Below are 14,023 nucleotides of genomic sequence, written 5' to 3'. Positions count from 1 at the left end.
TCAGCAAATGGATAAGCCTGGCGTATGAGTTATAAAAAGCAAATATTGTGATTCCGATCACACTTGTTAATACCTATAATTAGTTGCTAGCAAATTATTAACAAAAACTGACGAGTACACTTTCTATGGCTGAAACAAACTCTAAACAGCCGCGTCTACTGGTGACATTAACAGCGCTATTCGCCGCCTTCTGCGGCCTGTACCTGTTAATCGGTGGCGTCTGGCTGGTCGCGATCGGCGGCTCCTGGTACTACCCGATTGCGGGCCTGGTTATGCTTGGCGTAACCGTCCTGCTCTGGCGTAGAAAACAATCTGCACTGTGGCTGTATGCCGCACTCCTTCTTGCCACCATGATCTGGGGCGTCTGGGAAGTCGGCTTTGACTTCTGGGCGCTGACGCCGCGCAGTGACATCCTGGTCTTCTTCGGTATCTGGCTGATCCTGCCGTTCGTCTGGCGTCGCCTGATCGTGCCGTCCAGCGGTGCCGTTGCGGCGCTGGTGGTAGCGCTGCTGATCAGCGGGGGTATCCTGACCTGGGCCGGCTTTAACGACCCGCAGGAGATCAACGGTACGCTGAATGCAGAATCGACGCCTGCGGCAGCGATCTCACAGGTCGCTGACGGCGACTGGCCTGCCTATGGTCGTAACCAGGAAGGCCAGCGTTACTCTCCGCTGAAGCAGATCAACGCGGACAACGTTAAGAACCTGAAAGAAGCCTGGGTATTCCGTACCGGCGACCTTAAGATGCCGAACGATCCGGGTGAACTGACCAACGAAGTGACGCCAATTAAAGTCGGCGATATGCTTTATCTGTGTACGGCGCACCAGCGTCTGTTCGCGCTCGACGCGGCCACCGGTAAAGAGAAATGGCACTTCGATCCGCAGCTGAACTCCAACCCGTCCTTCCAGCACGTGACCTGCCGTGGCGTCTCTTATCACGAAGCGCGCGCCGATAACGCGAGCCCGGAAGTCATTGCCGACTGTCCTCGCCGCATCATGCTGCCGGTCAACGATGGTCGCCTGTTCGCCATCAATGCCGAAACGGGCAAGCTGTGTGAAACCTTTGCCAACAAAGGTATCCTGAATCTGCAGACCAATATGCCGGACACCACGCCGGGTCTGTACGAGCCAACCTCGCCGCCAATCATCACCGATAAAACCATCGTGATTGCCGGTTCGGTAACGGATAACTTCTCCACGCGTGAAACCTCCGGCGTTATCCGTGGTTTCGACGTGAATACCGGTAAACTGCTGTGGGCCTTCGACCCGGGCGCGAAAGATCCGAATGCGATCCCGTCGGACGAGCACACCTTTACCTTTAACTCGCCAAACTCCTGGGCACCTGCAGCGTATGACGCGAAGCTGGATCTGGTCTACCTGCCGATGGGCGTTACTACGCCAGATATCTGGGGCGGTAACCGCACGCCGGAGCAGGAACGTTATGCCAGCGCTATCGTGGCATTGAACGCGACCACCGGTAAGCTGGCCTGGAGCTATCAGACCGTTCACCACGATCTGTGGGATATGGATATGCCGTCCCAGCCGACGCTGGCGGACATTACCGTTAACGGCAAAACCGTACCGGTGATTTACGCTCCGGCGAAAACCGGCAACATCTTCGTACTGGATCGCAGCAACGGCAAGCTGGTTGTGCCGGCACCGGAAAAACCGGTTCCGCAGGGTGCGGCGAAAGGCGATTACGTCAGCAAAACCCAGCCGTTCTCCGATCTGAGCTTCCGTCCGAAGAAAGACCTCAGCGGGGCAGACATGTGGGGCGCCACGATGTTTGACCAGCTGGTGTGCCGCGTGATGTTCCATCAGCTGCGCTATGAAGGCATCTTCACGCCGCCTTCTGAGCAGGGCACGCTGGTCTTCCCGGGTAACCTGGGGATGTTCGAGTGGGGCGGGATCTCCGTTGACCCTAACCGTCAGGTCGCTATTGCTAACCCAATGGCGCTACCGTTCGTTTCCCGTCTGATCCCACGCGGTCCGGGCAACCCAATGGAGCAGCCGAAAGACGCGAAAGGCAGCGGTACCGAAGCCGGTATTCAGCCGCAGTATGGCGTACCGTTCGGCGTAACGCTGAACCCGTTCCTGTCTCCGTTTGGTCTGCCGTGTAAACAGCCTGCCTGGGGTTACATCTCCGGTCTGGATCTGAAAACTAACCAGATCGTGTGGAAAAAACGTATTGGTACACCACAGGACAGCATGCCGTTCCCGATGCCGGTTCCGGTGCCGTTCAATATGGGTATGCCAATGCTGGGTGGCCCAATTTCCACCGCCGGTAACGTGCTGTTCATCGCGGCAACCGCAGATAACTACCTGCGCGCGTACAACATGACCAACGGTGAGAAACTGTGGCAAGGCCGTCTGCCAGCGGGTGGACAAGCCACGCCGATGACCTATGAAGTGAATGGCAAGCAGTACGTTGTCATCTCTGCGGGCGGTCACGGTTCGTTTGGCACGAAGATGGGCGACTATATTGTCGCGTATGCGCTGCCTGACGAAAACAAGTAACTGAAAAGCCCGGTGGCGCTTACGCGCTTACCGGGCCTATGGATACGCTATGTAGGCCGGGTAAGGCGAAGCCGCCACCCGGCTTTTTTACACGGTAAAGCCCAGCATCATCCCCGTATCTTCATGTTCCAGCAGATGGCAGTGCGCCATGTAGGCAAACTCCTTCGGCGCGTCGTGGTCAAACTTCACCAGCACCTCGCTGACGCCGCCCTCCACCTTCACCGTATCCTTCCAGCCCGCGCGATGCGAGTCCGGCGCTTTACCGTTCTCAGAGAGAATGCGGAACTGGGTGCCGTGGATATGGAACGGATGCAGCATCATGTCCCCTTCGCCTGAAATCACCCAGCGCTCAAACTGGCCCTTTGTCGCAGCAAACATCGGCGTATTCATATCGAACGCCTTGCCGTTGATCATATTGGCGTTGTGGAAATCAAAGCCATGGTCGCCGTGATTCATGTTCCCCATGCCGCCCATTTTTCCATAGTCCATATTCATATGGCCCATCATCTGCCCGTGATGCATTCCCGCCATCGCCTTATCGCCATATTTCGCCATCAGCGCCTGCATGCCCATCATATCGAGCATCGGGTTCATAGAGAGCTGCAGCTTGCGTTGCGTAAGCCCATCAAGCGACGGAAGTGCCGGCATAGTGGTTAACGTATCAGGGAGCGTGCCGGAAGCGGTCACCAGTAAAGGCTGGATACGCAGCACCGGATGCGGCTTGTCAAACGGCGCGACCGCCATCCCCATCTGGCTAACCGGCAGCGTCACGAGGTCAAACACCTTGCCGTCGCTGATGTCCACCAGCACCTCAAAGCGTTCGCCCATCAGCATCGGCAGTTCGTTGACCTTCACCGGCTCAGGCAGCAGCCCGCCGTCGCTGGCGACCACGTACAGCGGACGCTTATCGCTGGTGGCGAAGTTGAGGGAACGCGCGTTACAGCCGTTAAGCAGACGCAGGCGCAGCCAGCCCTTCGGTGCGGCGTGCTGAGGATAAATGGCGCCGTTGGTCAGCAGCGTGTCGCCAAACCAGCCTACCGCCGCGCTCATCACATCCAGCTGGTAGTCAATTTGCCCGTCAGCGGTGAATTTCTTGTCCTGCACAATCACCGGCACATCGTCGATGCCCCACTGCTTCGGCAGGCGCAGCAGGCGGCTTTCGTCGTCTTCAATCAGCACCAGCCCCGCCAGCCCCATCGCCACCTGATGGCCCGTCTTACCATGCTGATGCGGATGGAACCAGCAGGTCGCCGCGCGCTGGTCGGGCGTAAAGGTGACGCTGCGCGAGCCGCCCGCTTTGATGATGCCCTGCGGCCCGCCGTCTACCTCGCCTGGTACTTCCAGCCCGTGCCAGTGCAGCGTCGTCTCTTCGGCGAGCGTGTTGTGGATATCCACCGTCACCGCTTTCCCTTTACGCAGCTGCAGCGCCGGGCCGAGCAGATTGCCGTTATAGCCCCACGTCGTGGCGTTGTGCGCACCGAATGTTGTTTTGCCTGCCTGAACCACAAGCTGGATACGGCTGCGGGCGTCAGCGGTCACCAGGTCAGGGATGGGTAAGGCAGGCCTGTCAGCCGCGAAAACCGCGCGGCTCCAGAGGGGTAATGCGCTGGCAGCCCCCAGCACAGCGGAATATTTTAAAAAATCACGACGTTGCATGTTCATTTCCTTATTTCCAGCAGGCGATCTTTTGAGCATAAACCCTCCCCTTACCGGAAGGTCAAGTAAAGCGGCAATAATAAAGATCGTCGCACTGGCATCAAGTATGCTAACGTTAATTTTCCGTGAAGAAGTGGTAGAAGCAATGAAGACGTTTTTCAGGACAATTTTGTTCGGTAGCCTGATGGCAATGTGTGCGAACAGCTATGCGCTAAGTGAAAATGAAGCGGAAGATATGGCCGATTTAACGGCGGTTTTTGTATTCCTGAAAAATGATTGTGGCTACCAGAATTTACCCAACGGGCAGATTCGCCGCGCGCTGGTCTTTTTTGCCCAGCAGAACCAGTGGGATCTCAGCAACTACGACAGCTTCGACATGAAGGCGCTCGGCGAAGACAGCTACCGTGACTTAAGCGGTATTGGCATTCCCACTGCTAAAAAATGCAAAGCGCTGGCTCGCGACTCACTCAGCCTGCTCGCCTACGTTAAATAACCTTCCCGACGCCTCCTGTTGAACCTCTGGCCGTGCAACCACGGTTAGAGTTAGCTATCATGTTTCGCTCATTTTTTGCGAGCGTAACGGATGTTTACACAGGAGGAGTTCGCTATGGCCGACCACACGTTGTGGCATGAAACATTGCATGACCAGTTTGGTCAGTACTTTGCCGTTGATAACGTGCTCTATCATGAGAAAACCGATCACCAGGATCTGATCATCTTCGAGAATGCTGCCTTTGGCCGCGTGATGGCGCTGGACGGCGTTGTGCAAACCACCGAGCGCGACGAGTTTATTTATCATGAAATGATGACCCACGTCCCGCTCCTGGCGCACGGTCACGCGAAGCATGTTCTGATTATTGGCGGCGGCGACGGCGCAATGCTGCGTGAAGTGTCCCGCCATCGTTCCATTGAAACCATCACCATGGTGGAAATCGATGCGGGCGTCGTCTCTTTCTGCCGCCAGTACCTGCCCAACCACAATGCCGGCAGCTATGACGATCCGCGCTTTAGCCTGGTGATTGACGACGGCGTTAACTTTGTTAACCAGACCTCGCAGACCTTTGACGTGATTATCTCCGACTGCACCGACCCTATTGGCCCAGGCGCGTCGCTGTTCACTTCCTCGTTCTACGAAGGCTGCAAGCGCTGCCTGAACCCGGGCGGGATCTTCGTCGCACAAAATGGCGTCTGCTTCCTTCAGCAGGATGAAGCGCTGGACAGCCATCGCAAGCTCAGCACCTATTTCGAGGATGTCAGCTTCTATCAGGCGGCCATTCCGACGTACTACGGCGGGATCATGACCTTTGCCTGGGCAACGGATAACGACGTATTACGCCATCTCTCCACCGAAATTATTCAGGCCCGCTTCCATCAGGCAGGTCTTCAGTGCCGATACTACAATCCGGCTATTCATACCGCAGCGTTTGCTCTGCCGCAGTACCTGCAAGACGCATTATCCACTAAGGGGGTGAGCTAATTGAAAAAGCTTAAACTGCATGGCTTTAACAATCTGACCAAAAGCCTGAGTTTTTGTATTTACGATATCTGCTATGCCAAAACAGCGGAAGAACGCGATGGTTACATCGCCTATATCGACGAACTCTACAACGCCAACCGTCTGACCGAGATCCTGTCAGAAACCTGTTCCATTATCGGCGCAAATATCCTGAATATCGCCCGACAGGATTATGAACCCCAGGGCGCGAGCGTGACCATTCTGGTCAGCGAAGAGCCGGTTGACCCGAAGCTTATCGACAAAACGGAACATCCGGGCCCGCTGCCGGAAGTGGTTGTTGCCCACCTGGATAAAAGCCATATCTGCGTCCATACCTACCCGGAGAGCCATCCGGAAGGTGGGCTGTGTACGTTCCGCGCCGATATTGAAGTGTCGACCTGCGGCGTGATTTCCCCGCTGAACGCGCTGAACTATCTCATCCACCAGCTGGAATCGGATATCGTCACGATTGATTATCGCGTGCGCGGTTTTACTCGTGACGTCAACGGCATGAAGCACTTCATTGACCACGAGATCAACTCCATACAGAACTTTATGTCCGAGGACATGAAATCGCTGTACGACATGATGGACGTGAACGTGTATCAGGAAAACATCTTCCATACCAAGATGTTACTTAAGGAGTTCGACCTTAAGCACTATATGTTCCACACGAAGCCGGAAGATTTAAGCGAAGAAGAGCGTAAGGCTATTACTGACCTGCTCTGGAAAGAGATGCGCGAGATTTACTACGGCCGCAATATTCCGGCCGTGTAAGAACAAGCCGGAGCAGGGATGCTCCGGGCTGTTATTTCTGTTTCATGAAATCACGGTATGCGTTCACCACCTGAAGGAAGTCTTCTACGCCACACATCGACAGGCTCTCTTCGTCATAGTAGCTCATCCCCTCTTCCATCTCGTCACCTGAAAACTCGAGCTGGTTGGCACGCACCATGACCTCTTCACCATCCATCCACAGCGTATATTCATGCCCGGCGCGCTGCCAGGATCGTTCACTGCCTTTTACCGTATTTGCCGCCTCTTCAACCTCATCAAGAAGTGCGAGATTTTCTTTCACCTCTTCGTTAAACCAGTGTCCAACGGCTTCGTGGCCCATCGACATACGCACTTTCACCACTCCGGTGATGTCGCGCAGAAATTCGTAATCCATAGTGTTTTCCTCTGCAAAGCCATTAAGGTAATTATCGCAGCAGCGAGGAAGAAAAAAAGCGTGAGAGGTGGGAGGAATGAAAATAAAAAGGTGAGAGCAAGACCCTGCGGCCTGATGCCCTCACCCCGTCCCTCTCCCACAGGAGAGGGGGCAAACACTAAAAACCGTCTCGTAGAGACGGTTTTGCTGTTTATACTGCCGTCTGGAAGATAACCCCGTCAGCCTTCTCGGTGTACTGAGAGAGCTGGTCGAAGTTCAGGTAGCGATAGGTATCAACCGCAGTCTTATCCACCTGAGCCACGAAGGTCTGGTACTCTTCCGGCGTTGGCAGTTTGCCAATCAGCGCCGCAACCGCCGCCAGCTCAGCAGAAGCCAGGAAGACGTTCGCACCGGTACCTAAACGGTTCGGGAAGTTACGGGTCGAGGTGGAGACCACCGTCGCGCCGTCAGCTACGCGCGCCTGGTTACCCATACACAGGGAACAGCCAGGAATTTCGATACGTGCACCGCTCTTACCAAACACGCTGTAGTATCCCTCTTCGGTCAGCTGAGCCGCGTCCATACGGGTCGGCGGAGCCACCCACAGACGGGTTGGCAGCTGTCCTTTGTGGGTATCCAGCAGCTTACCGGCTGCGCGGAAGTGACCGATGTTGGTCATGCACGAACCGATGAACACTTCGTCGATCTTCTCGCCCTGAACTTCAGACAGCGGACGCGCGTCGTCCGGATCGTTCGGTGCACACAGGATTGGCTCTTTGATATCCGCCAGATCGATGTCGATCACCGCCGCGTACTCTGCGTCGGCATCGGCTTCAAGCAGCTGCGGATCGGCCAGCCATTTTTCCATGCCCTGGATACGACGCTCCAGCGTACGACGGTCGCCGTAGCCTTCTGCAATCATCCACTTCAGCAGCACGATGTTAGAGTTCAGGTACTCAATGATCGGCTCTTTGTTCAGCTTGATGGTACAGCCTGCAGCTGAACGCTCGGCGGAGGCATCGGTCAGCTCGAACGCCTGCTCAACCTTCAGATCCGGCAGACCTTCGATTTCAAGGATACGGCCAGAGAAGATGTTTTTCTTCCCTTTCTTCTCAACGGTCAGCAGACCCTGTTTAATCGCATACAGCGGGATCGCGTGAACCAGGTCGCGCAGGGTGATACCCGGCTGCATTTTACCTTTGAAGCGCACCAGCACCGATTCCGGCATATCCAGCGGCATTACGCCGGTCGCCGCAGCAAACGCCACCAGACCGGAACCCGCCGGGAAGGAGATACCGATTGGGAAACGGGTATGGGAGTCACCGCCGGTACCCACGGTATCCGGCAGCAGCATACGGTTCAGCCAGGAGTGGATTACGCCGTCGCCCGGACGCAGGGAAACACCGCCGCGGTTCATGATGAAGTCTGGCAGCGTGTGGTGCGTGGTCACGTCAACCGGCTTCGGATACGCCGCAGTGTGGCAGAAGGACTGCATCACCAGATCGGAAGAGAAGCCCAGGCACGCCAGGTCCTTCAGTTCGTCGCGAGTCATTGGGCCAGTGGTGTCCTGAGAACCTACGGAGGTCATCTTCGGCTCGCAGTATGCGCCAGGACGAACGCCGGCGACGCCGCAGGCGCGACCGACCATTTTCTGTGCCAGAGAGTAACCGCGATTGCTTTCCGCCACGTCTTTCGCGTGACGGAATACATCACTGTGCGGCAGACCCAGCGCTTCACGCGCTTTGGTGGTCAGGCCACGGCCGATGATCAGCGGAATACGACCACCGGCACGCACTTCGTCGATCAGCACGTCGGTTTTCAGCTCAAAGCTTGCCAGCAGTTCGTTGGTTTCGTGGTTACGCACTTCACCTTTGTACGGGTAAACATCAATCACGTCGCCCATGTTCAGGTTAGAGACGTCCACTTCGATCGGCAGTGCGCCCGCATCTTCCATGGTGTTGAAGAAGATTGGTGCAATTTTGCCGCCGAGGCACAGACCGCCGCCGCGCTTGTTTGGCACGTGCGGAATATCGTCGCCCATGAACCACAGCACGGAGTTGGTCGCGGACTTACGGGAAGAACCGGTACCCACAACGTCACCCACGTAGGCCAGCGGGAACCCTTTTTTCTGCAGGGCTTCGATCTGTTTGATCGGGCCAACGCTGCCAGGCTGATCCGGCTCAATGCCTTCACGGGCGTTTTTCAGCATCGCCAGGGCGTGCAGAGGGATATCCGGGCGAGACCACGCGTCCGGTGCCGGAGAGAGGTCATCGGTGTTGGTTTCACCGGTCACTTTGAAGACGGTAACGGTGATTTTTTCAGCCAGCGCTGGACGGTTCAGGAACCATTCGGCATCAGCCCAGGACTGCATCACCTGTTTCGCATAGACGTTGCCAGCTTTGGCTTTTTCTTCCACATCGTAGAAGTTATCGAACATCAGCAGCGTAGACGAGAGCGCTTTAGCGGCAATCGGTGCCAGCTTGTCGTTATCCAGCGCGTCAATCAGCGGATGAATGTTGTAACCACCCTGCATGGTGCCGAGCAGTTCAATGGCTTTTTCAGGAGTAACCAGTGGGGAGGTGGCTTCGCCTTTGGCGATAGCAGCAAGGAATCCGGCTTTTACGTAGGCAGCTTCATCTACGCCAGGCGGTACGCGGTTGATCAACAGATCTAACAGGAATTCTTCTTCGCCCTTAGGCGGGTTCTTCAGCAGCTCGACGAGCGCGGCCATTTGGGTTGCATCTAAAGGTTTGGGTACAATTCCCTCGGCGGCACGTTCTGCTACGTGCTTACGGTATTCTTCTAGCACGACGGTTCTCCTCGCTCTCATTGTCATATGCGGCGGGCGTTCTCTTCACGCTCCTGTGAGACAGCAGTTTGTAGGGTAAATGCCCGATACCGCGTCGGGCAGCATAGCAGGATTTCTGCACAGTGTTAATCCGTTTACAAAAAAGCAACATTAAAAAATTTGCTGAATCGTTAAGCATGGTGTAGCGGGGATTTAGGCCATCATTTGCGGTTTCTTCTGCACCGTGACGCTTCAGTTTTTCCTTCATCAGATATAATTGTGTAATAAATACTCACACTCTTTATCCGGACGTACCGGACGCTTCCCAATAAAAGTCAAAACGGTAAAAGGCGGGTGAATAATACTCACGCCAACCGTAACGCCTCACGGCACAGCGCTTGTCTCGTTGGAGTCATTTTATGAAGTTGCCCTTTAAGCCACATCTGCTCGTCCTACTGTGCAGTGCCGGGCTGCTTGCCGCCTCGGGCGTCATGTTTGTCAAAAGCCGCGCAACGGAACCCGTTGCGACAGCCCCCGTCGCCCAACAGCCGGCTGCACCGGCGCCGCCTGCTTCAGCCCAGCCCGCCCCTGCTGTCGCGCCAGCCTACACAGCCGCACAAATCGATCAGTGGGTTGCCCCCATTGCGCTCTACCCTGACGCCCTGCTTTCACAAATTCTGATGGCCTCGACTTACCCGGCCAACGTGATTCAGGCGGCGCAGTGGTCCAAAGACAACCCTAAAATGGAAGGAGACGCCGCGATTCAGGCCGTTGCCAGCCAGCCCTGGGATCCGAGCGTGAAATCGCTGGTCGCGTTTCCTCAGCTTATGTCCCTGATGGGTGAAAACCCGCCGTGGGTACAAAATCTGGGCGATGCGTTTCTCGCGCAGCCGAAAGACGTAATGGATTCCGTTCAGCGCCTGCGCGCGCTGGCACAAAAGACCGGCGCTTTACAATCCACGCCTCAGCAGACGGTTACCACCGTGACTAAACCGGCACCAGCGAAAACCAGCGCCACCGAGGCAACAACAACAACCACGTCTGCGCCCGCCCCTACGGTTATCAAAATTGAATCTGCCGATCCGCAGGTCGTTTACGTCCCCACCTATAACCCCAACACGGTTTACGGGACCTGGCCCAACACCGCGTATCCTCCCACCTATCTCCCGCCCACGCCCGGAGAGCAGTTTGGCAACAGCTTCGTTAACGGCTTAGGTTTCAGCCTGGGCGTTGCCACAACCTATGCCATCTTCAGCAACATCGACTGGGACGACGACGATGACTGGGACCACCATCATGACGGTGACTGGGATAATCACGGAGGCTATAACCGCAACGGTGATAACAACATCAATATCAACGTTGAGAACTTCAATAAAATCAGCGGACAGCGTCTGACGGACGCCAACCGTACCTGGCAGCACAACCCGGCCTATCGGGAAGGCGTGCCCTATCCGACTAACCAGCTCAACAGTCGCTTCCACTCCACCAGCACGGCAACAGGGCTCAGTTCAACGCAGCAAAAACCGGTTAACCGGGACAGCCAGCGTCAGGCCGCGCTGAGCCAGATGGAGAAATCCACGGGTAAAACCTTCCCCCAAACGGCGCGCACCGGCACGAAAGATGTTCAGCGTCAGGCCTCAAGTGAACAGCTGAAGCAGATTTCCCAGCGCAATAACTACCGTGGCTACGACACCAAACCGCAGACGACGAGGCGGAGCACCACGCAGCAGCGAGAAAATCGCCAGACCACCGCGCAGAGGCAAGAGAAACGGGTATCGCAGCCCGCGCAGCAACGCACTCTGCAGCAGCGAAACAGCCAGCCCCGGGCCAATGCGCTGAGCGGCAACGACAGCCGCTCCGCGAACTGGCAGGCGCAGCAGCAGCGCGGTGCGCAAAGCAGACAGTTCGCTGCGCGCCAGCAGCAGCGTCAGGCGTCTGGTGGACGCGCTGAACGCCGTGAAATTCGACATCGCTAAGGGAACCGACATGAAAAGTAAACTACTCAGCGGAATGGTGTTGTTCATGCTTTCGGCCCCGGTGATGGCGCAGCAGTCCTTCAGCACGCCCGATCGGGCGACCGATGCGCTGGCCAACGCCATCAGTGAGCAAAATGAGAGCGCGATGAGCAATCTGCTTGGAGAGAACTGGCGCGATTTTCTGCCCCCTGAAGGCGTTGATCCTGATGCCGTCGATCGCTTCCTGCGCGACTGGAAAGTCCGTCATAAGACCGTTATCGAAGGGGATACGGCGCATCTGGTTGTCGGAGACAGCGGCTGGCAGCTTCCCATCCCGGTGATCAAAACCACTGCAGGCTGGCAGTTCGATATCAAAGAAGGGGCTGAAGAAATCCTGACCCGCGAAATTGGGCGTAACGAGCTCGCCGCCATTGAAGCCTTACATGCCTATGTTGATGCGCAGCAAAGCTACTTTGCGATGAACCAGAAATACGCGCAGAAGATTGTCAGCTCGAAGGGGAAAAAAGACGGTTTGTACTGGCCCGCCTCCCCCGGCGAAGCGCCCAGTCCGCTCGGACCGGCATTTAGCCCAAAAGAGCCGGGTACCGGCTATCACGGCTATCGCTTCCGCATCCTGCCGGATAATAATGGTTTCGCGATGGTGGCCTGGCCGGTCAGCTACGGCCAGACGGGCGTCATGAGCTTTTTGATAAACCAGGACGACAAGGTGTACCAGTCCGATCTCGGCAGCGATTCAGAGCAGAAAGCCCGTGCGCTAGCCGCCTATAGCCCTGATAAAACCTGGCAGCCTGTAGCACCCTGAAAGCAGCGCATAAAAAAAGCGGCCATTGGCCGCTTTTTTCATCTGAAGAAACTTATTTCTTCTTCGCTTTCGCGTTTGGCAGGTCGGTGATGCTGCCTTCAAACACTTCTGCCGCCAGGCCCACGGACTCGTGCAGAGTCGGGTGAGCGTGGATGGTCAGCGCGATGTCTTCAGCGTCACAGCCCATTTCGATAGCCAGACCGATTTCACCCAGCAGCTCGCCGCCGTTGGTACCGACAATCGCACCACCGATCACACGGTGAGTCTCTTTGTCGAAGATCAGTTTGGTCATACCGTCTGCGCAGTCGGATGCGATAGCACGGCCAGAAGCAGCCCACGGGAAGGTGGCGGTTTCGTAGCTGATGCCTTTCTCTTTCGCTTCTTTCTCAGTCAGACCAACCCATGCCACTTCTGGCTCGGTGTACGCGATAGATGGGATCACTTTCGGATCGAAGTAGTGCTTCATGCCGGCGATAACTTCAGCGGCAACGTGACCTTCGTGAACACCTTTGTGCGCCAGCATTGGCTGACCGACGATATCGCCGATAGCAAAGATGTGCGGCACGTTAGTGCGCAGCTGCTTGTCAACGCGGATGAAGCCACGGTCGTCCACTTCAACGCCAGCTTTGCCTGCGTCGAGGTTTTTACCGTTCGGTACACGACCGATAGCCACCAGCACAGCGTCGTAACGCTGTGGTTCGGATGGGGCTTTTTTGCCTTCCATGGAAACGTAAATACCGTCTTCTTTCGCTTCAACGGCAGTCACTTTAGTTTCCAGCATCAGGTTGAATTTCTTGCTGATGCGTTTGGTGAAGACTTTAACGATGTCTTTGTCGGCAGCCGGGATAACCTGGTCGAACATTTCAACCACGTCGATCTCTGAACCCAGCGCATGGTACACGGTACCCATTTCCAGACCGATGATACCGCCGCCCATAACCAGCAGACGCTTAGGAACGGTTTTCAGCTCCAGCGCATCGGTGGAATCCCACACGCGTGGATCTTCATGCGGAATGAATGGCAGTTCGATTGGGCGAGAGCCTGCCGCGATGATCGCGTTGTCGAAGTTGATCACGGTTTTGCCGTTTTCGCCTTCCACTTCCAGGGTGTTCGCACCGGTGAATTTACCCAGACCGTTTACCACTTTCACTTTACGGCCTTTGGCCATACCCGCCAGACCGCCGGTCAGCTGAGTGATAACTTTCTCTTTCCAGGTACGAATTTTGTCGATATCGGTTTTCGGCTCGCCGAAGACGATACCGTGTTCAGCCAGCGCTTTGGCTTCTTCGATAACTTTCGCTACGTGCAGCAGCGCTTTAGAAGGGATACAGCCGACGTTCAGACAAACACCGCCGAGGGTGCTGTAACGTTCTACGATGACGGTTTCCAGACCTAAATCCGCGGCGCGGAATGCTGCGGAGTAACCTGCCGGGCCTGCCCCAAGTACTACGACCTGAGTTTTGATTTCTGTGCTCATCATGACCTCTTAATTTATACCCGTCGTCCACCGGGTCGTTCTATCCGCCCGCAGTTTACAAAATTGTTAACAATTTTGAAACAACAAACGGCTCACGAATTGTCGCTTTCGCCAATAACCTCACAAACACCATGAGATTATCAGAAAAAAGCCGGCCGAC

10 protein-coding genes are annotated in these 14,023 nt (G+C 55.9%); 6 read left to right on the top strand and 4 right to left on the bottom strand.

The genetic code is table 11. From position 1 onward, the window contains the following. The first annotated feature begins 125 nt into the window (after positions 1-125). Positions 126-2,516 (top strand): glucose/quinate/shikimate family membrane-bound PQQ-dependent dehydrogenase, encoded by a 2,391-nt coding sequence (locus tag PUP35_RS03675; protein ID WP_274242066.1) that lies wholly within the window; start codon positions 126-128, stop codon positions 2,514-2,516. Between the two features lie 87 nt (positions 2,517-2,603). Here PUP35_RS03675 and cueO read toward each other — a convergent pair whose 3' ends face one another. Further along, a complete protein-coding gene (gene cueO / locus PUP35_RS03670; RefSeq protein ID WP_274242065.1) occupies positions 2,604-4,172 on the bottom strand; it encodes a multicopper oxidase CueO in 1,569 nt (522 codons plus the stop codon). 145 nt (positions 4,173-4,317) lie between these two features. On the opposite strand from cueO, the gene PUP35_RS03665 reads away from it, so the two are divergent. From PUP35_RS03665 to speD, 3 genes are all read left to right on the top strand, one after another. Then, positions 4,318-4,665: a YacC family pilotin-like protein gene (locus PUP35_RS03665; protein WP_014882582.1), complete on the top strand. Its 348-nt coding sequence runs from the start codon at positions 4,318-4,320 to the stop codon at positions 4,663-4,665. Positions 4,666-4,779: 114 nt separating this feature from the next. Further along, positions 4,780-5,649 carry a polyamine aminopropyltransferase gene (gene speE, locus PUP35_RS03660; RefSeq protein ID WP_039265690.1) on the top strand — a complete coding sequence of 290 codons (870 nt, stop codon included), beginning with the start codon at positions 4,780-4,782 and terminating at the stop codon, positions 5,647-5,649. After that, positions 5,650-6,444: an adenosylmethionine decarboxylase gene (gene speD, locus PUP35_RS03655; RefSeq protein ID WP_008501953.1), complete on the top strand. Its 795-nt coding sequence runs from the start codon at positions 5,650-5,652 to the stop codon at positions 6,442-6,444. A 31-nt stretch (positions 6,445-6,475) separates the two neighbouring features. Here speD and yacL read toward each other — a convergent pair whose 3' ends face one another. Both yacL and acnB read right to left on the bottom strand, forming a co-directional pair. Then, entirely contained in the window at positions 6,476-6,838 is a 363-nt protein-coding gene (gene yacL, locus PUP35_RS03650; RefSeq protein WP_115876426.1) for a protein YacL, read from the bottom strand. A gap of 190 nt (positions 6,839-7,028) precedes the next feature. Then, positions 7,029-9,626 carry a bifunctional aconitate hydratase 2/2-methylisocitrate dehydratase gene (gene acnB, locus PUP35_RS03645; RefSeq protein WP_032645211.1) on the bottom strand — a complete coding sequence of 866 codons (2,598 nt, stop codon included), beginning with the start codon at positions 9,624-9,626 and terminating at the stop codon, positions 7,029-7,031. 398 nt (positions 9,627-10,024) lie between these two features. On the opposite strand from acnB, the gene PUP35_RS03640 reads away from it, so the two are divergent. Beyond that, a complete protein-coding gene (locus tag PUP35_RS03640) occupies positions 10,025-11,584 on the top strand; it encodes a DUF3300 domain-containing protein (protein ID WP_271368813.1) in 1,560 nt (519 codons plus the stop codon). A gap of 10 nt (positions 11,585-11,594) precedes the next feature. Beyond that, the gene (locus tag PUP35_RS03635) at positions 11,595-12,386 is read left to right on the top strand and encodes a DUF2950 family protein (protein WP_045401139.1); all 792 of its coding nucleotides are present in this window, start codon (positions 11,595-11,597) and stop codon (positions 12,384-12,386) included. 52 nt (positions 12,387-12,438) lie between these two features. Here the strand turns inward: PUP35_RS03635 and lpdA are convergent, their stop codons facing one another. Further along, on the bottom strand, positions 12,439-13,863 hold the full coding sequence (gene lpdA, locus PUP35_RS03630) for a dihydrolipoyl dehydrogenase (protein ID WP_003856313.1): 1,425 nt from the start codon (positions 13,861-13,863) through the stop codon (positions 12,439-12,441). Between the last annotated feature and the right edge of the window lie 160 nt (positions 13,864-14,023).

The organism is Enterobacter sp. S-33, assembly GCF_028735835.1.
GTDB classification, from domain to species: Bacteria; Pseudomonadota; Gammaproteobacteria; order Enterobacterales; family Enterobacteriaceae; genus Enterobacter; species Enterobacter vonholyi.
Note: the sequence above shows the minus strand (reverse complement) of the source record. Positions and strands in the feature narration are given on the sequence as shown.

What these genes read in the sequence shown, in the direction of transcription:
- PUP35_RS03675 (WP_274242066.1), top strand. Translation starts at nt 126, where the DNA reads ATGGCTGAAACAAACTCTAAACAGCCGCGTCTACTGGTGACATTAACA.
- cueO (WP_274242065.1), bottom strand. Translation starts at nt 4,172, where the DNA reads ATGCAACGTCGTGATTTTTTAAAATATTCCGCTGTGCTGGGGGCTGCC.
- PUP35_RS03665 (WP_014882582.1), top strand. Translation starts at nt 4,318, where the DNA reads ATGAAGACGTTTTTCAGGACAATTTTGTTCGGTAGCCTGATGGCAATG.
- speE (WP_039265690.1), top strand. Translation starts at nt 4,780, where the DNA reads ATGGCCGACCACACGTTGTGGCATGAAACATTGCATGACCAGTTTGGT.
- yacL (WP_115876426.1), bottom strand. Translation starts at nt 6,838, where the DNA reads ATGGATTACGAATTTCTGCGCGACATCACCGGAGTGGTGAAAGTGCGT.
- PUP35_RS03640 (WP_271368813.1), top strand. Translation starts at nt 10,025, where the DNA reads ATGAAGTTGCCCTTTAAGCCACATCTGCTCGTCCTACTGTGCAGTGCC.
- PUP35_RS03635 (WP_045401139.1), top strand. Translation starts at nt 11,595, where the DNA reads ATGAAAAGTAAACTACTCAGCGGAATGGTGTTGTTCATGCTTTCGGCC.
- lpdA (WP_003856313.1), bottom strand. Translation starts at nt 13,863, where the DNA reads ATGAGCACAGAAATCAAAACTCAGGTCGTAGTACTTGGGGCAGGCCCG.